This window comes from Streptomyces xanthii (assembly GCF_014621695.1).
Lineage (GTDB): Bacteria > Actinomycetota > Actinomycetes > Streptomycetales > Streptomycetaceae > Streptomyces > Streptomyces xanthii.
Genome location: NZ_CP061281.1, coordinates 4,534,271 through 4,554,569, shown reverse-complemented (window position 1 = coordinate 4,554,569; position 20,299 = coordinate 4,534,271). Strand labels below are relative to the sequence as shown.

The window sequence follows — 20,299 nt, the reverse complement described above, 5'->3', positions numbered from 1 at the left end:
ATCAAGGCGCGGGGGCCTTTCATCTGGGGAAGGCGCGGCGAAGCCGCAGCCTTCCAGGGGCGCGGGGAACTGCGCGACCAGCCCCCACCGGGGCCGCAGCCGAAGACCCGCCGGCGGAGCTATGGCGCTCAGCCGACCGGCAAAACCGCCGACACCCGGAACCCGCCCACATCCGTAGCCCCCGCAACAAAGACCCCACCGAGCCCACCCACCCGCTCCTTCATCCCCACCAACCCGTTCCCCCCGGAGGGAAGGTCCGCCGCCGACGCAGCCGCAGGCACCGGCGGCGGCTCGTTCTCCACCTGCATCGCCACCTCCGCCTCCCGATGCGCCAGCCGCACATACGTCTTCGCCCCGGCCGCATGCTTGTGCACGTTCGTCAGCGCTTCCTGCACCACCCGGTACGCCGTCTGCTCGACCGCCGCCCCATAGGCCCGCTCCTCCCCCAGCACCGTCAGCTCCACCACCATCCCGGCGGCCCGCGACTGCTCGACCAGCTCCTCCAGCTCGGCCAGACACGGACCCCCCTCCGCGTCCTCCACCTCGGCCCGCGAGGCCGCCGCGGCAGCCGCGGCCGCGGCCCCCACCGCCTGCAACGGCACCGCACCCCGCTCCGGCACCGCGTCCCCCGCCCGCAGCACCCCGAGCATCTCCCGCAGTTCCGTGAGCGCCTGCCGCCCCATGTCCCCCACCAGCGCCGCGTTCTTCACGGCCTTCTCCGGATCCTTCCGCGCCACCGCCTGCAACGCCGCCGCGTGCACCACCATCAGCGACACCCGGTGGGCCACCACGTCGTGCATCTCGCGGGCGATCCGCGTCCGCTCCTCGCCGCGCGCCCACTCGGCCCGCTCCTCGGCCCGCTCCGCGAGCAGCAGCAACTCCCGCTCCAGCGACTCGTTCCGCTCCGTCAGCGACTCCATCAGCCGCCGCCGGGCCCCCACGTACATACCGAACAGCAACGGCGGCGCCGTCACCCCGAGCGACGTGGTGATGGCGACGAAGGGCACGAACCAGCCGCCCACCTCCAGCAGCTTCTCGCTGTGCACCATGTCCTGCTGCGCGCGCACCACGGACACGATCAGCGTCCCGGCGAACGACATCCCGGCCAGCGCCGCGATGATCCGCCGCGGCATCTCGGACGCGGCCAGCGAGTACAGGCCGACGACCGTGAGCATCACGCCCATCTGCGCGGGCGTCACCGCGACCGACACCAGCACCACGGCGATCGGCCAGCGCCGCCGCAGCACGAGCGCCGAACCGGTCAGCACCCCGAAGACGATCCCCACCCAGGCCGGCAGTCCGGCCTTGTGCGCGAACGGCACCCCTTCCACGGCGCACTCCGCGGCGGACACCACCGCGAGCCCCACATCGAGCACGGCAGACCGCCGCCGCTCCCACCACCACGGCCCCCCGGCCGCGTCTCGGTGAACTTCCCCCGTCGTGGTCATACCCCCACCCTACGGGCGCCCCCTGCCCGATTTCCGGCGAGTTTCCCCCGCCGCGCGCCCGCGTCCGGCGACCTGGAGCGGCTCCGCGGCGTCGCGGTACCGTCGCGTCGGAGGCGTTCGGTACGGCATAGTGTGGGAGGCCCGGCCGTCGGCCTGACACTATGTCCGGTTCCGGCCGTGATGATCCCCCGTGGTGTAATTGGCAGCACCGTGGCTTTTGGTGCCATTTGTCCGGGTTCGAGTCCTGGCGGGGGAGCGACTTTCGAGACGGGGCCCGATCCATCGGTCGGGCCCCGTCCCCGTTTGAGGCCCAAAACGCCCCGGTATCCTGCGGATGTCCACCCGAACAGACATCCTGAGGGGCACACCCGTGAGCGCCACAAGCCCGGCCGCCGTCGTCGTTCTCGCCGCGGGTGAGGGCACCCGCATGAAGTCGGCCACCCCGAAAGTCCTGCACGAGCTGTGCGGCCGGTCGCTGGTCGGTCATGTGCTGGCCGCCGCGCGGGAGTTGACGCCCGAGCAGCTCGTGGTGGTCGTCGGGCACGCGCGCGAGCAGGTCGCCGCGCACGTCACCGAGATCGACGCCGGCGCCCTCACGGCCGTGCAGGCGGAGCAGAACGGGACGGGGCACGCCGTGCGGATGGGCCTGGAGGGGCTCGACGGCACGGTCGAGGGCACCGTCGTGGTGGTGTGCGGCGACACGCCGCTGCTGACCGGCGAGACGCTGAAGGACCTGGCCGGCACGCACGAGGCGGACGGGAACGCGGTGACCGTGCTGACCGCAGAGGTCCCGGACGCCACGGGCTACGGCCGCATCGTGCGCGACGAGGCCACGGGCGCCGTCACGGCGATCGTCGAGCACAAGGACGCCACCGAGGCGCAGCGCGCGATCCGCGAGATCAACTCGGGTGTGTTCGCGTTCGACGGCCGGCTGCTGGTCGAGGCGCTGGGGCAGGTGCGTACGGACAACAGTCAGGGCGAGGAGTACCTGACGGACGTGCTGGGGATCCTGCGGGAGGCCGGGCACCGGGTGGGTGCGTCCGTGGCGCGCGACCACCGTGAGATCGCGGGGATCAACAACCGGGTGCAGCTGTCCGAGGCGCGGCGGATCCTCAACGACCGGCTGCTGGAGCGGGCGATGCTCGCCGGGGTGACGGTCGTGGATCCGGCGAGCACGCTGATCGACGTGACGGTGACGTTCGGGCAGGACGCGACGGTGCTGCCGTCGACGCAGCTGCACGGGACGACGCACATCGCCGAGGGCGCCGTGGTGGGTCCGAACACGCGGCTGACGGACACGCGGGTGGGCGCGGGCGCCCGGGTGGACAACACGGTGGCGGACGGCTCGGAGATCGGTCCGCAGGCGTCGGTGGGTCCGTTCGCGTATCTGCGGCCCGGTTCGCGGCTGGGCGTGAAGTCGAAGATCGGCACGTTCGTGGAGACGAAGAACTCGTCGATCGGCGAGGGGACCAAGGTCCCGCACCTGTCGTACGTGGGGGACGCGACGATCGGTGACTTCACGAACATCGGCGCGGCGAGCGTGTTCGTGAACTACGACGGCGAGGCGAAGCACCACTCGGTCGTCGGGTCGCACTGCAAGACCGGTTCGGACAACATGTTTGTGGCGCCTGTCACCATCGGGGACGGTGCTTACACGGCTGCGGGCTCCGTGATCACGAAGGACGTACCGGCCGGTTCGCTGGCCGTCGCCCGGGGCCAGCAAAGGAATATCGAGGGTTGGGTGGCCCGAAAGCGTCCGGGGAGCGCGGCCGCGAAGGCGGCGGAAGCGGCCTCCCGGAATCCGGAAACCGCGGACTGACGCGGACTGACCGGAATCAGGTACGCCCGACACGGCGTACCGTGATAGGTGCACACGATTCGCCTGGCTCGCTGCTATAGGGACGCGCGGGCAGCTGGGGCGCGACGAACTCGTCTGAGGAGACTAGTGCTGTGACCGGGATCAAGACGCAGGGCGAGAAGAAGCTGATGCTCTTCTCTGGCCGCGCCCACCCCGAGCTTGCCGAGGAGGTCGCGCACCAGCTCGGTGTCGGGATCGTCCCGACCAAGGCTTTCGATTTCGCCAACGGTGAGATCTACGTCCGCTACCAGGAGTCCGCTCGCGGCGCCGACTGCTTCCTGATCCAGAGCCACACGGCTCCGATCAACAAGTGGATCATGGAGCAGCTGATCATGATCGACGCGCTGAAGCGCGCGTCGGCTCGCTCCATCACGGTGATCGTGCCGTTCTACGGTTACGCGCGGCAGGACAAGAAGCACCGTGGGCGTGAACCGATCTCGGCGCGTCTGATCGCGGATCTGATGAAGACCGCGGGTGCCGACCGGATTCTCACGGTCGACCTGCACACGGACCAGATCCAGGGCTTCTTCGACGGCCCGGTGGACCACCTGTTCGCGCTGCCGATCCTGGCGGACTACGTGGGCGCGAAGGTCGACCGTGACAAGCTCACCGTGGTGTCTCCGGACGCCGGCCGCGTGCGCGTGGCCGACCGCTGGTGCGACCGCCTCGGCGCTCCGCTGGCGATCGTCCACAAGCGGCGCGACAAGGACGTGGCGAACCAGGTCACGGTCCACGAGGTCGTGGGTGACGTGAAGGGCCGCGTCTGCGTGCTCGTCGACGACATGATCGACACGGGTGGCACGATCTGCGCCGCCGCGGACGCCCTGTTCGCGCACGGTGCGGAGGACGTCATCGTGACGGCGACGCACGGTGTGCTGTCGGGCCCGGCCGCGGACCGTCTGAAGAACTCGAAGGTGAGCGAGTTCGTGTTCACGGACACGCTGCCGACGCCGGGTGAGCTGGAGCTCGACAAGATCACGGTCCTGTCGATCGCCCCGACGATCGCCTCCGCGGTGCGTGAGGTCTTCGAGGACGGTTCGGTGACGAGCCTCTTCGAGGGCGAGGCCTGAGCGGCCTAGCTCGTAGATCCATTTGGTGCGGCCTTCCGCGCCGGGTAACCTGTCAAAGTTGCTCGGCGAGGGAGGCCGCACTTCTGTTCTCGGAAGTCGCGGCGGTCCGTTATCGACGCGCTCTTCGTAGCAGGCCGTTCGTGGCCGGGTGACCCTTTCCCCAGATCTACGAGGAGTTGAGAGCATGTCCGAGGTCAAGCTGGCCGCCGAGACCCGTTCCGAGTTCGGCAAGGGTGCCGCCCGCCGCATCCGCCGCGAGGCCAAGGTTCCCGCGGTCCTGTACGGGCACGGTGCCGAGCCGGTCCACATCACGCTGCCGGGTCACGAGCTGCAGCTCGCCCTGCGTACGCCGAACGTCCTGATCTCCCTGGACATCGACGGCAAGGGCAACGAGCTGGCGATCCCGAAGGCCGTGCAGCGCGACCCGCTGAAGGGCTTCCTGGAGCACGTCGACCTGCTGCTCGTGAAGCGTGGCGAGAAGGTCACCGTCGAGCTCCCGATCGTCACCGAGGGCGAGCTGGCCCCGGGCGGCAACCTGCTCGAGCACGTGCTGAACACGCTGGCCGTCGAGACCGAGGCCACGCACATCCCCGAGTCGGTCACGGTTTCCGTGGCGGGCCTGGAGGCCGGTGCCTCGGTGCACGCGAAGGACATCGCGCTGCCGTCGGGCACGACGCTGGCCGTCGACGGCGACGCCGTCGTGCTGCAGGTCCTGGCCGCGCAGGCGGAGGAGGCCCCGGCCGAGGCCGCGGGCGACGAGGCCGCCGCGGAGGCCTGAGCCTTCGAGGTCGTCTGACCTGGTGTACGGGGTGGTGGGCGCGGCCTGCCACCCCGTACCGCTGTTCTCACCCGTCTCCGACCCGTCTCACCCGACTTTCTAGGCGAGGAATGCGCATGTCCGACGAGAACGCTCCCTGGCTGATCGCGGGCCTGGGCAATCCCGGCCCCGAGTACGCGATGAACCGGCACAACGTCGGTTTCATGGTGGCCGATCTGCTGGCGCAGCGGATGGGGGCCAAGTTCAAGCGGGCGACCAAGGGCCAGGCCCAGGTCGTCGAGGGCCGGATCGGTCCGCCCGGGCCGGCGAACCGGCGGGTCATCCTGGCGAAGCCGATGTCGTTCATGAACGTGTCGGGCGGCCCGGTGACGGCGCTGAGCGACTTCTACAAGGTCCCGACGGAGCACATCGTCGCGGTGCACGACGAGCTGGACATCGACTACGGGGTGCTGCGGCTGAAGCTGGGCGGCGGCGACAACGGGCACAACGGCCTGAAGTCGATCACGAAGGCGCTGGGCAGCGACTACCACCGGGTGCGTTTCGGGATCGGCCGTCCGCCGGGCCGGATGCAGGTGGCTGACTTCGTCCTGAAGGACTTCTCCTCGGCGGAGCGCAAGGAGCTCGACTACTTCGTGGACCGTGCGGCGGACGCCGTGGAGGCCCTGGTGATCGAGGGTCTGGAGCGCGCGCAGTCGACGTACAACTCGTGAGTTCACGGGTCACGGCGGACAACTGGCGACCTGTGCGGACTTTCCCCGGCAGGAGTTGACCGGGCCGGGGTGGATGGCCAAGGATCCCCGCCATGTTGGCTGTCACCCGGCAGGTCGCGGCGGGTGTTCTCGTCGTGTTGCTGCTGATCACCGGTGTGTGGGCGTCGTGGGGCGCCGCGCAGCACGTCGCGTTCCCGTCCGGCCGTGAGCGCGGTGAGATGACCGTGGCGCGGTGTGCGGGCGAGGTGTGTTCGGGGCCGTTCGCGCCGGCGTCGCCGGTGGCGGTGCGCCATGCGCGGGTGACGCTCGACCGGTCGGTGGGCGTGACGAAGGGGGCCCGCCTTCCGGTGGTGCTCAAGCCGGGTTCGACGTCCGCGGTGCGGGCGGGCGGGCCCGGTTTTCTGCGTGCGTGGGTGCCGCTGGGCGGGGCCTTGGTGCTGGCGTCGGTGGTGGTCGCGGGTGGAATGCGGCGCCGGCGCCTCGCGTGGGTCACGGGAGGCGCCGGCTTCGCTCTGCTGACGGCGGCTTTCGTCGCCGTCGGCCTGTGAGGCGGTGCGGGGTCAGCCGGTGTTGCGCAGACCGGCGGCGACTCCGTTGACGGTGAGCAGGAGGGCCCGGGCCAGTGTCGGATCCGGTTCCTGGCCCGCGGCGGCCGCGTCGCGCTGGCGCTTGAGCAGGGCCACCTGGAGGTAGGAGATCGGGTCCAGGTAGGCGTCGCGGATGTCGAAGGTCTGCTTGAGGACGGGCTGGGCGTCGAGGAGTTCCCGCTCGCCGGTGACGCGGAGGATCTCCTGGACGGTGAGGGCGTGCTCGGCCTCGATCGCGGCGAAGACGTGCCGCAGGTTCTCGGGGACGAGCGTCTCGACGTAGTGGCGGGCGATCCGCAGGTCGGTCTTGGCGAGCGTCATCTCCACGTTGGAGATGAAGTTGCGGAAGAAGTGCCACTGCTGGTGCATCTCGTCGAGCACCGTGTCGAGGCCGGCCTCGCGCAGGGCCTTGAGGCCGGAGCCGACGCCGAACCAGCCGGGGACGATCTGCCGGGACTGGGTCCAGCCGAACACCCACGGGATGGCGCGCAGGCCGTCGAGGGAGACGCCGGAGCCGGGGCGGCGGGAGGGCCGCGAGCCCAGGTGGAGGTCGGCGAGCTGGTCGACGGGGGTGGAGGCGACGAAGTACGTCGGCAGGTCCGGGTCCTCGACCAGCTTGCGGTACGCGGCGTGGGCGGCGTCGGAGACGAGGTCCATCGCGGCGTCCCAGCGGGCGAGGGCCTCGTCGGACTGGCGCGGCGCGGTGTGCAGGGCGGAGGCCTGCAGGGTGGCGGCGACGGTCAGTTCGAGGTTCTCGCGGGCCAGCGACGGTACGAGGTACTTGTCGGAGATGACCTCGCCCTGCTCGGTGACCTTGATCTCGCCTTCGAGGGTGCCCCAGGGCTGGGCGAGGATCGCGTCGTGCGAGGGGCCGCCGCCGCGGCCGACGGTGCCGCCGCGGCCGTGGAAGAGGCGCAGGCGGACGCCGTAGCGGTGGGCGACGTCGCGCAGGCGGCGCTGGGCGCGGTGGATCTCCCACTGGGAGGTGGTGATGCCGCCGAACTTGGAGGAGTCGGAGTAGCCGAGCATGACCTCCTGGACGTCGCCGTTGAGGGCGACGAGCCGGCGGTAGGACGGGTCGGCGAGCATGTCCTCGAGGATCGTGTCGGCGGCCTTGAGCTCGTCCGTCGTCTCGAGGAGCGGCACGATGCCGATCTTGGCCCAGCCGGCGTGGAGGTCGATGAGTCCGGCCTCGCGGGCGAGGACGGCGGCGGCGAACACGTCGTCGGCGCCCTGGCACATCGAGATGATGTACGACTCGATGACCTCGGGTCCGAAGACCTCCAGGGCCTTCTTCACGGTGTGGAAGACACCGAGGGTCTTCTCGCCGGCGGCGTCGAGCGGTGCCGGGGTGGGGGCGAGGGGCCTTCTCGACCTGAGTTCCTTGGCGAGCAGCTTGCCGCGGTAGTCGCGGGGCATGTCGGCGTAGCGCCAGGACTCCTCGCCGAGCCGGTCGAAGAGCTGGCCGAGGGCGTGGTGGTGGGCGTCGGCGTGCTCGCGGACGTCCATGGTGGCGAGCTGCAGTCCGAAGGCGGCGAGCGTACGGATCGTGCGGTTCATGCGGCCTTCGGCGAACAGGCCGCCGCGGTGCTCGCGCAGGGAGGTCTGGATGAGGGTGAGGTCGTGGAGCAGCTCGGTGGTGCCGAGGTAGTCGCGGCCGGGCTCGTGCGGGGTGTTCTTCGCGAGCCGCGTCTTGGTGTTCTCGAGCTTCTGGCGGATCGCGGTGGCCTTGAGCCGGTAGGGCTCCTCGGCGTTGAGCCGCTTGTAGCGGGGGCTGATCTCGGGCAGCAGTTCGAGGTCGGTGCGCAGCGAGGTGAGCAGTTCCTCGGTGGCGCCGGTGTAGCGGATGGAGTTCGACAGGAAGCCGCGCAGCTCGTCGATCATGTCGAGCGCGTCGTTGATGCCGTGCTCGTGCTGGAGGATCAGGACGTCCCAGGTGACCTGCGGGGTCACGTTCGGGTTGCCGTCGCGGTCGCCGCCGATCCAGGTGCCGAAGGTGAGCGGGCGGGTGTCCTCGGGGAGGGTCACGCCGACGCGCTCGAGCTCGGCGGTGAGGTCCTCGAGGACGTCGCCGACGGCTCCGGCGTGCAGTTCGTCGAGGTAGTAGATCGCGTTGCGCGACTCGTCGGTCACCTCGGGGCGTACGACGCGCAGCTCGTCGGTCTGCCACACCAGGTCGATGTTCTCGGCGAGGCGGGTGTCGTAGCGGCGGCGGTCGGTCTCCAGGACCGGCGTCTCGAGAAGCTCGGCGATGCGGCGGAGCTTGCCGAGGACGGAGCGGCGGGCGGCCTCGGTGGGGTGGGCGGTGAAGACGGGCCGGACGTTCAGGTTGCGGACGGTGTCGCGCAGGTGGTCCGGGTCGGCGTCCTTGAGCCGGTCGGCGGTGCGGGCGAGGAGCCCGCCCTCGGCGGCGCGCTTGGCGCGCAGCTCGCGGCCGCGGTGGACCTGCTCGGTCACGTTGGCCAGGTGGAAGTACGTGGAGAAGGCGCGCACGAGCTTGGCGGCGGTCTCCAGCTCGGTGCCGCGCAGCAGCTCGGCAGCGGCCTCGCCGTCCTCGCGCGTCAGGCGGCGGACCTTCTCGACCAGCTCGAGGAGCTCGGGCCCTTCCTGGCGGACGAGCGTCTCGCCCAGCAGGTCACCCAGGCGGCGGATGTCGGCACGCAGTTCGGGGCTGGTGCTCGTCGAAGCGGTCTGATCGGCACTGCTCACAGGTGCGGCTCCTTGCAGTGGTGAAGCTCATCTGGAGGGGAGAGTCCCGGAACCGGGTATGAGTCCCGGGTGGAGATTCAGAGCGGACCGCGCTGTCCGACCGTTTCCAAGGATATGTGCCTGCCTGGGCGACACGGCCCGGGGCCTGCGGGTCGCGCCTCGCGACACGGCCTTGCCGCCGGACACCGCGCTGCCATACTTACGACGCCGTAGGTTACGGAACCGTAGGCAAGTACGTCCGCGGATCTCCGTGGATCTCCTGACCCGTCTCAGGCCCGTTCAACCCTCCCTACCCTCGACCCACAGGGGACTCCCATGGCCACACGCTCCGATGTGATGGAAGACGCACCGCGGGGACCGTCCGGCGCGTCGTCCGCCACACCACCCTCGGCGACTCTCGGCGGCGAGCAGAAACGCTCGCTCGAACAGATCACACTGCTCCTGTTCATCATCGTGCCCTTCCTCGCCGTGCTCGCGGCCGTGCCGCTGGCCTGGGGCTGGGGCGTGAGCTGGCTCGACCTGGGCCTGCTCGTCTTCTTCTACTACCTCGGCTGCCACGGCATCACGATCGGCTTCCACCGCTACTTCACGCACGGCTCCTTCAAGGCGAAGCGCCCGCTGCGCATCGCGCTGGCCGTCGCGGGTTCGATGGCCGTGGAGGGCCCGCTGGTCCGCTGGGTCGCCGATCACCGCAAGCACCACAAGTTCTCCGACGCGGAAGGCGACCCGCATTCGCCGTGGCGTTACGGGGACACGGTCCCGGCGCTGATGAAGGGCCTGTGGTGGGCGCACATCGGCTGGATGTTCGACGAGGAGCAGACCTCGCAGGAGAAGTACGCGCCCGACCTGATCAAGGATCCGGCCATCCGGGCGGTCTCCCGGCAGTTCGTGCTGTGGACGCTGGTGTCGCTGATGCTGCCGGCGCTGATCGGCGGTCTGGTGACGATGTCGTGGTGGGGCGCGTTCACCGGGTTCTTCTGGGGGTCGCTGGTACGGGTGGCGCTGCTGCACCACGTGACCTGGTCGATCAACTCGATCTGCCACGCGGTCGGCAAGCGTCCGTTCAAGTCCCGCGACCGCTCGGGCAACGTGTGGTGGCTGGCCGTCCTGTCCTGCGGCGAGTCCTGGCACAACCTGCACCACGCGGACCCGACCTCGGCCCGGCACGGAGTGATGCGCGGGCAGATCGACTCCTCGGCGCGGCTGATCCGCTGGTTCGAGCAGCTGGGCTGGGCGAGCGACGTGCGCTGGCCGTCGAAGGACCGCATCGCCGCCCGCCGCAAGCCGCAGGCGGCCGACGCGGCGTGACCGGAGCCAGGCATGATGGGGTGGTGGCGACCGACTCCAGCACCCCGAGCAATGCGAGCAGCGACCGGCCCGAGAAGCCGCGGCGGGCGCGCCGGACGCGGATGACGGGGGCCGAGCGGCGTCAGCAGCTCCTCGAGATCGGGCGGACGGTGTTCGCGGCCAAGGGGTTCGAGGGCACGTCGGTCGAGGAGATCGCGGCGAAGGCCGGGGTCTCCAAGCCGGTGGTGTACGAGCACTTCGGCGGCAAGGAGGGGCTGTACGCGGTGGTCGTGGACCGCGAGATGCGCCAGCTCCTCGACATGGTGACCAGCTCGCTGACGGCCGGCCACCCGCGCGAGCTGTGCGAGCAGGCGGCCTTCGCCCTCCTCGACTACATCGAGGAGTACACGGACGGTTTCCGCATCCTGGTCCGTGACTCCCCCATCCCGCAGTCCACGGGTTCGTTCGCGTCCCTGATCTCCGACATCGCCACGCAGGTCGAGGACATCCTGGGCCGGGAGTTCAAGAACCGCGGCTTCGACCCGAAGCTCGCGCCGCTGTACGCGCAGGCGCTGGTCGGGATGGTCGCGCTGACGGGTCAGTGGTGGCTGGACGCCCGCAAGCCGAAGAAGGCGGAGGTCGCCGCGCACCTGGTCAATCTGGCCTGGCACGGCCTGGACGGCCTGGAGCCGAAGCCGCGCCTGATAGGGCACCGGAAGAGCTGATCTTTTGTCCGCGGCTCTCGTCGTGGCTGGTCGCGCAGTTCCCCGCGCCCCTGGAAGGCATGCGGCTTCGCCGCGCCTTCCCCCGCAAAAAGCGCCCCGCGCCTTGATCGAGGAAATGCGACCCGAAGGGTCTGCATTTCAGGGGCGCGGGGAACTGCGCGAGAAGCCCCACCGGCCCGCACCCGCGATCGACACATCAGCCCGGCAGACGAATGGGCTCCAGGAACTCCAGCCGGTTCCCGACAGGGTCAAGGGCGTAGAACCGCCGGTACCCGGGAAGCGCCGCATCCCGGACCACCTCGACCCCACCCCCGGCAAGCCGCTCCGCGAACTCCTCGATGCCCCGCACCAGAATCCCCGGGTGCGCCTTCCGCGCGGGCCTGAAATCCTCCTCGATCCCGAGATGCACCTGCACGGACCCGGCCGAGAACCAGCACCCGCCCCGCGCGGCGAGCACCGGCGGCTTGGGGATCTCGGTCATCCCGAGGACCTCCCCGTAGAACCCCCGCAACAACTCCTCGCTCCCCGCGGGCGCGGCGAGCTGCACATGGTCCAGCCCCACGATCACGCCTTCACCGCCACCACGAAGACCCGCCGGAACGGGAACACCGTGCCGTGCTCCGACCCCGGGTAGGCCGTACGGAGCAGCCCCGCGTACTCCGCCACGAACGCGTCCCGCGCCGCCGGATCGTCCGCGAGAGCGGTGAGCACGGGCCGCAGCCCGGTCCCCTTGACCCAGTCGAGCACCGGGTCGGCCCCCTCCAGGAGGTGCAGGTATGTGGTCTCCCAGGCGTCGACCGCGCAGCCGAGCCCGGTGAGCCGCTCCAGGTACGCGGCCGGCGTGTGCACGGCGTCCCCGTGCCGCAGGACGTCGCCGAGCCGGTCCTTCCAGCGCGCGGACCCGGCGAGCTCGCGCATCAGGACGTGGCTGGGCGCGTCGAAGTTGCCCGGCACCTGGAAGGCGAACGTGCCGCCGGGCGCCAGCGCGTCCACCCAGCGCGGGAAGGACTCGACATGTCCGGGGACCCATTGCAGGGTCGCGTTCGACAGGATCAGGTCGTACGTCTCCGCAGGCGCCCAGCGCGCGGCGTCCGCGTGCGCGAAGTCGAGCCGGCCGGTCGCACGGGCACGGGCCTTCTCCAGCATCTCGGGCGAGTTGTCGTAGCCGGTGATGTGCGCGGTGGGCCAGCGTTCGGCGAGCAGCGCCGTCATGTTGCCGGGGCCGCAGCCGAGGTCGGCGATGCGGGCGGGGTCGCGCGGCGGCTCGGGGACACGGGCGAGCAGGTCCATGAACGGGCGGCCGCGGTGGTCGGCGTGCCGGAGGTACTGCTGGGGGTCCCAGATGGGTGTCTGCGGCTTCGTCATACGTCCAGACTGAACCCAAAGTATCTCGACGTCAAGATAATCGACATCAAGAGACTTCACGTCGACACACCCTCTACACTGATCGTCATGGAGGACGAGGTCGACCGTCTGGTCGCAGCGTGGCGCCGGGAGCGCCCTGACCTCGACGTGGAGCCCCTGGAGGTGCTCAGTCGGGTCAGCAGACTGGCGCGCCATCTCGACCGCGCCCGTCGCATCGCGTTCTCCGAGCACCAGCTGGAGCCCTGGGAGTTCGACGTCCTGACGTCGCTGCGCCGCGCCGGCTCCCCGTACCAGCTCTCTCCGGGTCAGTTGCTGACCCAGACCCTGGTCACCTCGGGCACGATGACGAACCGTATCGACCGGCTCGCCAAGAAGGGCCTCGTCGAGCGTCTGCCCGATCCGAGCGACCGGCGCGGGGTCCTCGTCCGGCTGACGGAAGAGGGCCGCGACCGGGCGGACCAGGCCCTGGCGGGCCTCCTCGAGCAGGAGCGGGCCATCCTCGTCCAGCTCTCCGGCCGGGAGCGGGGCGAACTGGCGTCCCTGCTCCGCCAGCTGACCGCCCCCTTCGACAACATCCCCGGCTAGGGCCTTCCGCCTGGGTTCAGGCGGGCACGGCGGCCGTGCGGGACTCCCCCGCGGCCCGGCGCCTGTCCGCACGCAGCGCGACCGCGGTCGCGAGCGCGCCCGCGCCCTCCCACAGGCCCACCCCGACGAATCCCGTGGGTGCCCGGTCGCCGAGGACCGCGAGCGTGAAGACGGTGCAGGTCAGCAGCCTGAACGGGACCGTCCAGCGGAAGAATGCCGTCCAGTCGGCGGCCGCCGCGAGCACGTAGTACACGCCCATGTTGAGCGCCGCCATCGAGGAGGCGGTCAGGAAGGTCAGGGTGTGATCACCGTCGGCCCGGCCCGCGGCGGGCGCCTCGGCGAAGCCCATGGCGGCGATCAGTGCGTCGGGCGCGGCGAGTCCCACGACTCCCATGCCGGCGGCGAGCACGCCGAACGCGGACATGGTCCACCCGGCGCGCGAACTGGGCCGGATCCTGAGCTCCACGCTTGTTCCTCTCATCTCGTTCGTCCGCGGCTCCGGTGGGGGCTGGTCGCGCAGTTCCCCGCGCCCCTGGAAGGCATGCGGCTTCGCCGCGCCTTCCCCAGATGAAAGGCACCCCGCACCTCAGCTGGCGGCCTCCAGATCAGCGGGCCCGACGCCCGCCCGGCGCGCGAGCGCGACCGCCGCCAGCGTGGAGTGCACCCCGAGCTTCCCCAGCACGTTCTGCATGTGTGTCCGCACGGTGTGCGGGGAGAGGAACAGCCGCTCGGCGACGGCCTTGCGCCCGAGGCCCGCGACCATGCACCGCAGCACCTCCCGCTCCCGCGGCGTCAGCGACTCCACCAACTGCTCCGACTCCGTACGGTGCTTGCGCGCCGCGGTCAGCTCGCGCAGCACGCCCGTGAGCAGCGCCGGCGGCAGATGCGTCTCGTCCCGCAGCACACCCCGGATGACGGTGAGCAGCCGCGACAGGGAGCAGTCCTTGGCGACCCAGCCGGACGCCCCGGCCTGGAGCGCGAGCGCGGCCCGCCGCGGATCGTCCCGCTCGGCGAGCACCACCGTACGGACGGCCGGCTGGCCCGAACGGACCCCTGCCACCAGCGAGATGCCGTCGACGAGTCCGTCCTGTGCGGCCCCGTCCGGCACGACGGCAGGCGGGCGCAGGCCCTCGGCGGCCGCCGCCCCCAGGTCCGCGTCGACGAGCATCACGTCGAATCTGCGCCCCTCGCCGGCCGCCCGCTCCAGGCAGCGCAGCGCGGCGGGCCCGCTGCCCGCGGCCGCCACCTCGACGTCGGGCTCGGCGGCGAGCGCCGCGGCGAGCGACTCGGCGAAGATGCGGTGGTCGTCGACGACCAGAACCCGTATGCGAACCACTGAATTACCCCCACTGGTCGGGGGACGGACCAACGCAGGTACGGCGCCCGGAGTACGGGTCACCGCAGCCGCACGGCCGCCGCCGTGCCGAACTGCCACCCCCACTCCAGGCGTCGTACCTGGCTGTCTCGCCCCCTGATCAGCACCGGCCCCCACCGGCGCTGTCCTCAGAGTAGGGCCGACGGCCCGGAGGGGAAGGCGATTCACAGAACTGAGGCGGCTCGACCGGCGGGCGACCGTCCCGCGCGTTTATGGTGAGACGCATGTTTCGCTTTGAGACAGAAGTCGACAAAGAGCGCCGCCTTCTGCTCCGCGCGGCGCTCCGCGACACCAACACGGCGTCGTCCCCCGCGCTGCGCGAACTGCGCGGCACCCCGGCCGAGCGCGAGACCCCGTTGCAGGTCTGGGCGTTCGACGCGGACGGTGAGCTGGCGGGTGGTCTGGACGCCCACACCTGGGCGACCTGGCTCCACGTGAACCTGCTCTGGGTCGCCGGCCACCACCGCGGCGCCGGCCTCGGCTCCCGCCTCCTGGACCGGGCCGAACACATGGCCCGCGACCAGCACGCCTGCACCAACTCCCGAGTGGAGACCTGGGACTTCCAGGCGCCGGGCTTCTACAGACAGCACGGCTACGAAGTCGTCGCGGTCATCCCCGACTACCCGCCCGGCATCAAGGAATTCACCCTCACCAAGCGGCTCAGCTGACGGGCAGTCGGCGGGCTCCCGTCGACGGGACCGCCGGGAAGACGCGTGGCGGGGTGAAGGCCGCGGTCTCGAACGCGGTGAGGATCGACTTCGTGACCGCGTCCGCGTCCGTCGTCTCCACGAGCACGAGCGCCGACCCGCCGAAGCCGCCGCCCGTCATCCGGGCTCCGACGGCCCCGGCCGAGCGGGCCGTGTCGACGACGAGGTCCAGTTCCGGGCAGGAGATGCGCAGGTCGTCGCGGAGCGAGCGGTGGCCGTCGTAGAGGACGGGGCCGATCGCGCGGGCCTCGCCGGCGTCGAGGAGGCCGATGACCTGTTCGACGCGGTGGTCGTCGGAGACGATGTGGCGGACGTAGCGGACGACCTTCTCGTCCGCGCCGGACCGCTCGATGCGGGCCAGCGCGTCGTCGAGGTCCGCGTACGGCACGTCGCGCAGGTGGGTGACGCCGAGGAGGCGGGCGCCCTCCTCGCAGCCGGCCCGCCGCTCCGCGTAGGCCCCGTCGCCCAGTTCGTGCTTGACGCGCGTGTCGACGACGAGGAGCTGGAGGCCCTGCGCGGCCAGGTCGAAGGGGACCTGACGGACGGACAGGTCGCGGCAGTCGAGGTGCAGGGCGTGCCCCTCGGTGGCGCAGGCCGAGGCCATCTGGTCCATGACGCCGCACGGAACGCCGACGAACACGTTCTCGGCGCGCTGGGCGAGCACGGCCAGTTCGGGCCCGCTCAGGCCGAGTCCGAACAGGTCGTTCAGCGCGTACGCGGTGACGACCTCCAGGGCCGCCGAGGAGGACAGCCCCGCGCCGGTGGGAACGGTGGACGCCAGGTGGACGTCCGCGCCGGTGACGGCGTGGCCCGCGTCGCGCAGCGCCCAGACGACGCCCGCCGGGTACGCGGCCCAGCCGCCCTGCCCGTACTTGGAGAGCGGTTCGAGTGCGTCGACGCGCAGTTCGGCGACGGGGGCGTCGAGGTCGGCGGAGTGCAGGCGCAGCACGCCGTCCTCGCGCCGGGCCACCGCGGCGACCGCGGTGTGCGGCAGCGCGAGCGGCATGACGAAGCCCTCGTTGAAGTCGGTGTACTCGCCGATCAGGTTGACGCGGCCGGGCGCCGCCCAGACCCCGTCCGGCGCGTACCCGTACAGATCGCTGAACTGCGCGGCGACGGTCATGCCTGGCCTTCCTGGCGGGCCTGGGCGAACTTCCAGGCGTCGGCGACGATTCCCGCGAGGTCCGTGCGGGACGGGTTCCAGCCGAGGCGTTCGCGCGCGGTGCGCGCGGAGGCGACGAGAACGGCGGGGTCGCCGCCGCGGCGCGGGGCGACGACCTCGGGGATCGGGTGCCCGGTGACCTGGCGGACGGTCTCGACGACCTCGCGCACGGAGAAGCCGTTGCCGTTGCCGAGGTTGCAGATGAGGTGCTCGCCGGGGCGGGCTGCGCCGACGGCGAGGAGGTGGGCCTCGGCGAGGTCGGCGACGTGGATGTAGTCACGGACGCAGGTGCCGTCGGGGGTCGGGTAGTCGTCGCCGTAGATCGAGATGGCCTCGCGGCGGCCCTGGGCGACCTGGAGGACGAGCGGGATGAGGTGCGACTCGGGGTCGTGCCGCTCGCCGCAGTCTCCGTAGGCGCCCGCGACGTTGAAGTAGCGCAGGGAGACGGCGGCGAGCCCGTGGGCGTGCGCCTCGCCGGTGATCATGTGGTCGACGGCGAGCTTGGAGGCGCCGTAGGGGGAGGTCGGCGCGGTGGGGTCGGTCTCGGTGATGGGGGTGTTCACCGGCTCGCCGTAGGTCGCGGCGGTGGAGGAGAAGACGAGGGTGCGCACGTCGGCGGCGCGCATCGCGGCGAGCAGCTCCATGGTGCCGCCGACGTTGTTCGCCCAGTACTTCTCGGGCTTCGCTACGGACTCGCCGACCTGCGAGAACGCCGCGAAGTGCAGGACCGCGTCGTAGGAGGCGTCGAGCCACTTGGCGGCGTCGCGGATGTCGCCCTCGACGAAGGCCGCCCCGGCGGGGACGCCCTCGCGGAAGCCGGTGGAGAGGTTGTCGAGGACGGTGACCTCGTGTCCGGCCTCCAGCAGGTGCTGCGCGACGACGCTGCCGACATAGCCGGCTCCGCCCGTGACCAGGTACTTCTTGGGAGCGGACTTCTGGGGTTCGGTCTTGCCCATCACTTGCTCGCTACCTCTCGCAGTCGCTCTGCCGCGGCCTCCGGCGGCACGTCGTTGATGAACACACTCATGCCGGATTCGGAACCCGCGAGGAATTTCAGCTTGCCGGAAGTGCGGCGGACGGTGAAAAGCTCGAGGTGCAGCGCGAAGTCGTCGCGCGTGACGCCGTCGAACTCCTCCAGCGTGCCGAACGGGGCCTGGTGCCAGGCCGCGATGTACGGCGTCGGCGGTTCACCTTCACCGAAGATCCGGTCGAAGCGCTTCAACAGTTCCAGATAGACCTGGGGGAACTCTGTGCGCGCCGCGTCGTCGAGCGCGAGCAGGTCGGGCACCCGGCGCTTGGGGTAGAGGTGCACTTCGTAGGGCCAGTGCGCGGCGTAGGGCACGAAGGCCACCCAGTGCTCGCCCTCCAGGACGACGCGGGTGCCCTCCGCGAGCTCCTTGTCGACGACGTCGGCGAAGAGGTTGCGGCCGCCGGTCTGCACCTTGTGCTCGGCGAGGGAGCGGAGCATGAGCGCGGTGCGCGGGGTGGTGAAGGGGTAGGCGTAGATCTGGCCGTGGGGGTGGCCGAGGGTGACGCCGATCTCGGCGCCGCGGTTCTCGAAGCAGAAGACCTGCTCGACGGAGTCGAGGTGGGAGAGCTCGGCGGTGCGGTCGGTCCAGGCGTCGAGGACGAGCCCGGCCTGTTCCTCGGTGAGGTCGGCGAAGGACGTGTCGTGGTCCGAGGTGAAGCAGACGACCTCGCAGCGGCCGGAGTCGCCGGCGAGCGAGGGGAAGCGGTTCTCGAAGACCACGACGTCGTAGGCGGAGTCGGGGATCTCGGAGAGCCGCTCTCCGGCGGAGGGACACAGGGGGCACTCGTCGGCCGGCGGGTGGTAGGTGCGGCCCTGGCGGTGCGAGGCGATGGCGACGCGGTCGCCGAGCAGCGGGTCTCGGCGGATCTCGGAGGTCGTGACGGTGCGCTCCAGGGGCCGCCGGTCGACCGCGTCCCGTACGGCGTCGTCGCGGACGTCGTAGTAGATGAGCTCGCGCCCGTCGGCGAGCCGGGTCGACGTCTTCTTCACGGCCGATACTCCTCAGCAGACCAACCCAACAGAATCCAACATAACAAACCATGAGCCGGAGAGTGCGTCAAGAGTGACAGCCGGTAGCGGCTGGTCACAGAGCAGCGGAGACCGGCCGAGGGGCCCACAGTAAGCGCTATCAATCACAATCCAACAAAGAACATCACCAGAACTGTTCACTTCTTAAAGGTGGGGACGTACGTTCCGCTCATGCATGCCCCCACACCAACCGACACCACGACCCTGGCCGCAGGGCTCCGGCTGCCGACCAACGGACTCGACTACGCGATCCTCGCGATCTACTTCGTCGTCGTCCTCGGCATCGGCTTCGCCGCCCGCCGCTCCGTGCGGACGAGCCTCGACTTCTTCCTGTCGGGGCGCTCCCTGCCCGCCTGGGTCACCGGCCTCGCCTTCGTCGCCGCCAACCTGGGCGCGACCGAGATCCTCGGCATGGCCGCGACCGGCGCGCAGTACGGCGTCGCCGTCGTCCACTGGTACTGGATCGGCGCGATCCCGGCCATGGTCTTCCTGGGCCTCGTGATGATGCCCTTCTACTACCGCTCGAAGGTCCGCTCGGTCCCGGAGTTCCTGCTCCAGCGCTTCGACAAGTCGGCCCACCTGCTCAGCTCGGTCCTGTTCGCCTTCGCGGCGATACTCATCGCGGGCGTCAACCTGTACGCCCTGTCGATCGTCGTCGAGGCGCTCCTCGGCTGGCCGCAGTGGGTGGCCATCGTGGTCGCGGGCCTGTTCGTGCTCGCGTACATCACGATCGGCGGCCTCTCCTCGGCCATCTACAACGAGGTCCTCCAGTTCTTCGTGATCCTGGCGGCGCTCATCCCGATCTGCGTCATCGGCCTCAAGCGCGTCGGCGGCTGGGGCGGTATGACGGACTCGCTGAAGGCGCAGCACGGCGACAACTTCCTGTCCGCCTGGGGCGGCACCGGCATCGGCGACCCGAACCCGCTCGGCGCGAACTGGCTGACGATCATCCTCGGCCTCGGCTTCGTCCTCTCCTTCGGCTACTGGACGACGAACTTCGCCGAGGTGCAGCGCGCCCTGTCCGCGAAGAACCTCTCCGCCGCCCAGCGCACCCCGCTGATCGCCGCGTTCCCGAAGATGTTCATCGTCTTCCTCGTGATGATCCCCGGCCTGGTCGCCGCCGTCCTGGTCCCGAAGATCGGCGCGGCCGGCTCGGACCTCACGTACAACGACGCGATCCCGTACCTGATGCAGGAGCTGCTGCCCAACGGCGTCCTCGGCATCGCGGTCACCGGTCTGCTCGCCGCGTTCATGGCCGGCATGGCGGCCAACGTGTCGTCGTTCAACACCGTGTTCACCTACGACATCTGGGCCAAGTACGTGCGGCCCGGCAAGCCCGACGGCCACTACCTGAAGTTCGGCCGGCTCATCACCGCGATCGGTGTCGTCGCCTCGATCGGCACCGCGTTCATCGCCTCGTCGTTCTCGAACATCATGGGCTACCTCCAGACGCTCTTCTCCTTCTTCAACGTGCCGATGTTCGTCGTCTTCATCATCGGCATGTTCTGGAAGCGCGCCTCCATGAAGTCCGGCGTCTGGGGCCTGCTCGCGGGCACCACGGCCGCGATGGTCAACTACTTCTGGATCTACAAGCAGGGCGTCATCGACATCCCCACCGACCAGGGCGCCAACTTCGTCTCCGCGATCGTCGGCTTCGTCGCCGGCGCCGTCGTCATGGTCCTGGTCACGCTGTTCACCGCGCCCAAGCCCGAGGCGGAGCTCGCGGGTCTCGTCTACGGCACGACCGCGCCCGGCCTGGAGGAGCCGCCCGCCGAGGGCGACGACGCCTGGTACCGCAGGCCGGCCCTGCTCGGCTGGGGCGCCGTCGTCCTCGCCGCCCTGTGCTACCTGCCCTACTCCCTCTGATCGGAGGC

Annotated in this window: 19 protein-coding genes and 1 tRNA gene; 11 read left to right on the top strand and 9 right to left on the bottom strand. The window is 70.7% G+C overall.

Going from position 1 to position 20,299, the window contains the following annotated elements:
- Positions 1 to 128 precede the first annotated feature (128 nt).
- On the bottom strand, positions 129 to 1,448 hold the full coding sequence (locus tag IAG42_RS20700; RefSeq protein ID WP_188338456.1) for a sensor histidine kinase: 1,320 nt from the start codon (positions 1,446 to 1,448) through the stop codon (positions 129 to 131).
- 184 nt (positions 1,449 to 1,632) lie between these two features.
- Between IAG42_RS20700 and IAG42_RS20695 the strand changes: the two genes are divergently transcribed.
- From IAG42_RS20695 to IAG42_RS20670, 6 genes are all read left to right on the top strand, one after another.
- Positions 1,633 to 1,704, top strand: a tRNA-Gln gene (locus tag IAG42_RS20695).
- A 114-nt stretch (positions 1,705 to 1,818) separates the two neighbouring features.
- Positions 1,819 to 3,267 carry a bifunctional UDP-N-acetylglucosamine diphosphorylase/glucosamine-1-phosphate N-acetyltransferase GlmU gene (gene glmU / locus IAG42_RS20690; RefSeq protein WP_188338455.1) on the top strand — a complete coding sequence of 483 codons (1,449 nt, stop codon included), beginning with the start codon at positions 1,819 to 1,821 and terminating at the stop codon, positions 3,265 to 3,267.
- 131 nt (positions 3,268 to 3,398) lie between these two features.
- Entirely contained in the window at positions 3,399 to 4,376 is a 978-nt protein-coding gene (locus IAG42_RS20685) for a ribose-phosphate diphosphokinase (RefSeq protein ID WP_188338454.1), read from the top strand.
- Between the two features lie 184 nt (positions 4,377 to 4,560).
- Entirely contained in the window at positions 4,561 to 5,154 is a 594-nt protein-coding gene (locus IAG42_RS20680) for a 50S ribosomal protein L25/general stress protein Ctc (RefSeq protein ID WP_188338453.1), read from the top strand.
- 110 nt (positions 5,155 to 5,264) lie between these two features.
- Entirely contained in the window at positions 5,265 to 5,864 is a 600-nt protein-coding gene (gene pth, locus IAG42_RS20675) for an aminoacyl-tRNA hydrolase (RefSeq protein ID WP_188338452.1), read from the top strand.
- Between the two features lie 92 nt (positions 5,865 to 5,956).
- Positions 5,957 to 6,412, top strand: coding sequence for a hypothetical protein (locus IAG42_RS20670; protein WP_188338451.1), 456 nt, complete (start codon positions 5,957 to 5,959; stop codon positions 6,410 to 6,412).
- Positions 6,413 to 6,424: 12 nt separating this feature from the next.
- Here IAG42_RS20670 and ppc read toward each other — a convergent pair whose 3' ends face one another.
- Positions 6,425 to 9,160 carry a phosphoenolpyruvate carboxylase gene (ppc, locus tag IAG42_RS20665; protein ID WP_188338450.1) on the bottom strand — a complete coding sequence of 912 codons (2,736 nt, stop codon included), beginning with the start codon at positions 9,158 to 9,160 and terminating at the stop codon, positions 6,425 to 6,427.
- 315 nt (positions 9,161 to 9,475) lie between these two features.
- On the opposite strand from ppc, the gene IAG42_RS20660 reads away from it, so the two are divergent.
- Together IAG42_RS20660 and IAG42_RS20655 are read left to right on the top strand one after the other, a co-directional pair.
- Complete coding sequence (locus tag IAG42_RS20660; RefSeq protein ID WP_188338449.1) at positions 9,476 to 10,468, top strand: acyl-CoA desaturase; 993 nt, start codon at positions 9,476 to 9,478, stop codon at positions 10,466 to 10,468.
- Between the two features lie 23 nt (positions 10,469 to 10,491).
- Entirely contained in the window at positions 10,492 to 11,172 is a 681-nt protein-coding gene (locus tag IAG42_RS20655) for a TetR/AcrR family transcriptional regulator (protein ID WP_188338448.1), read from the top strand.
- A 196-nt stretch (positions 11,173 to 11,368) separates the two neighbouring features.
- Here IAG42_RS20655 and IAG42_RS20650 read toward each other — a convergent pair whose 3' ends face one another.
- Complete coding sequence (locus IAG42_RS20650; protein ID WP_188338447.1) at positions 11,369 to 11,740, bottom strand: VOC family protein; 372 nt, start codon at positions 11,738 to 11,740, stop codon at positions 11,369 to 11,371.
- Positions 11,737 to 12,537: a trans-aconitate 2-methyltransferase gene (locus IAG42_RS20645; RefSeq protein ID WP_188338446.1), complete on the bottom strand. Its 801-nt coding sequence runs from the start codon at positions 12,535 to 12,537 to the stop codon at positions 11,737 to 11,739. The genes IAG42_RS20650 and IAG42_RS20645 overlap by 4 nt, the downstream gene beginning before the upstream one ends.
- An 87-nt stretch (positions 12,538 to 12,624) precedes the next feature.
- Here IAG42_RS20645 and IAG42_RS20640 point away from each other — a divergent pair, with 87 nt between their 5' ends.
- Entirely contained in the window at positions 12,625 to 13,122 is a 498-nt protein-coding gene (locus IAG42_RS20640; RefSeq protein ID WP_188338445.1) for a MarR family winged helix-turn-helix transcriptional regulator, read from the top strand.
- Between the two features lie 16 nt (positions 13,123 to 13,138).
- Here IAG42_RS20640 and IAG42_RS20635 read toward each other — a convergent pair whose 3' ends face one another.
- Together IAG42_RS20635 and IAG42_RS20630 are read right to left on the bottom strand one after the other, a co-directional pair.
- On the bottom strand, positions 13,139 to 13,546 hold the full coding sequence (locus tag IAG42_RS20635; RefSeq protein ID WP_188341509.1) for a hypothetical protein: 408 nt from the start codon (positions 13,544 to 13,546) through the stop codon (positions 13,139 to 13,141).
- Between the two features lie 162 nt (positions 13,547 to 13,708).
- Positions 13,709 to 14,458 carry a response regulator transcription factor gene (locus IAG42_RS20630; protein ID WP_188338444.1) on the bottom strand — a complete coding sequence of 250 codons (750 nt, stop codon included), beginning with the start codon at positions 14,456 to 14,458 and terminating at the stop codon, positions 13,709 to 13,711.
- A gap of 251 nt (positions 14,459 to 14,709) precedes the next feature.
- On the opposite strand from IAG42_RS20630, the gene IAG42_RS20625 reads away from it, so the two are divergent.
- A complete protein-coding gene (locus IAG42_RS20625; protein ID WP_188338443.1) occupies positions 14,710 to 15,165 on the top strand; it encodes a GNAT family N-acetyltransferase in 456 nt (151 codons plus the stop codon).
- Here the strand turns inward: IAG42_RS20625 and galK are convergent.
- From galK to galT, 3 genes are read right to left on the bottom strand one after another with little or no spacing between them, the layout of a single operon-like run.
- Entirely contained in the window at positions 15,158 to 16,327 is a 1,170-nt protein-coding gene (galK, locus tag IAG42_RS20620) for a galactokinase (RefSeq protein WP_188338442.1), read from the bottom strand. The genes IAG42_RS20625 and galK overlap by 8 nt on opposite strands.
- Positions 16,324 to 17,322 carry a UDP-glucose 4-epimerase GalE gene (gene galE / locus IAG42_RS20615; protein ID WP_188338441.1) on the bottom strand — a complete coding sequence of 333 codons (999 nt, stop codon included), beginning with the start codon at positions 17,320 to 17,322 and terminating at the stop codon, positions 16,324 to 16,326. Before galE ends, galK begins: the two co-directional genes overlap by 4 nt.
- Positions 17,322 to 18,386 (bottom strand): galactose-1-phosphate uridylyltransferase, encoded by a 1,065-nt coding sequence (galT, locus tag IAG42_RS20610; RefSeq protein ID WP_188338440.1) that lies wholly within the window; start codon positions 18,384 to 18,386, stop codon positions 17,322 to 17,324. Before galT ends, galE begins: the two co-directional genes overlap by 1 nt.
- Positions 18,387 to 18,596: 210 nt before the next feature.
- On the opposite strand from galT, the gene IAG42_RS20605 reads away from it, so the two are divergent.
- Positions 18,597 to 20,291, top strand: a complete 1,695-nt coding sequence (locus IAG42_RS20605; protein WP_188338439.1) for a sodium:solute symporter family protein — start codon at positions 18,597 to 18,599, stop codon at positions 20,289 to 20,291.
- The last annotated feature ends 8 nt before the right edge of the window (positions 20,292 to 20,299 follow it).

Excerpts from the sequence above, each read along its gene's own strand:
- IAG42_RS20605 (WP_188338439.1), top strand. The coding sequence starts at position 18,597 with ATGCATGCCCCCACACCAACCGACACCACGACCCTGGCCGCAGGGCTC.
- galK (WP_188338442.1), bottom strand. The coding sequence starts at position 16,327 with ATGACCGTCGCCGCGCAGTTCAGCGATCTGTACGGGTACGCGCCGGAC.
- IAG42_RS20670 (WP_188338451.1), top strand. The coding sequence starts at position 5,957 with ATGTTGGCTGTCACCCGGCAGGTCGCGGCGGGTGTTCTCGTCGTGTTG.
- IAG42_RS20680 (WP_188338453.1), top strand. The coding sequence starts at position 4,561 with ATGTCCGAGGTCAAGCTGGCCGCCGAGACCCGTTCCGAGTTCGGCAAG.
- pth (WP_188338452.1), top strand. The coding sequence starts at position 5,265 with ATGCGCATGTCCGACGAGAACGCTCCCTGGCTGATCGCGGGCCTGGGC.
- IAG42_RS20640 (WP_188338445.1), top strand. The coding sequence starts at position 12,625 with ATGGAGGACGAGGTCGACCGTCTGGTCGCAGCGTGGCGCCGGGAGCGC.
- IAG42_RS20700 (WP_188338456.1), bottom strand. The coding sequence starts at position 1,448 with ATGACCACGACGGGGGAAGTTCACCGAGACGCGGCCGGGGGGCCGTGG.
- galE (WP_188338441.1), bottom strand. The coding sequence starts at position 17,322 with ATGGGCAAGACCGAACCCCAGAAGTCCGCTCCCAAGAAGTACCTGGTC.
- IAG42_RS20625 (WP_188338443.1), top strand. The coding sequence starts at position 14,710 with ATGGTGAGACGCATGTTTCGCTTTGAGACAGAAGTCGACAAAGAGCGC.
- IAG42_RS20660 (WP_188338449.1), top strand. The coding sequence starts at position 9,476 with ATGGCCACACGCTCCGATGTGATGGAAGACGCACCGCGGGGACCGTCC.
- IAG42_RS20635 (WP_188341509.1), bottom strand. The coding sequence starts at position 13,546 with ATGTCCGCGTTCGGCGTGCTCGCCGCCGGCATGGGAGTCGTGGGACTC.
- IAG42_RS20645 (WP_188338446.1), bottom strand. The coding sequence starts at position 12,537 with ATGACGAAGCCGCAGACACCCATCTGGGACCCCCAGCAGTACCTCCGG.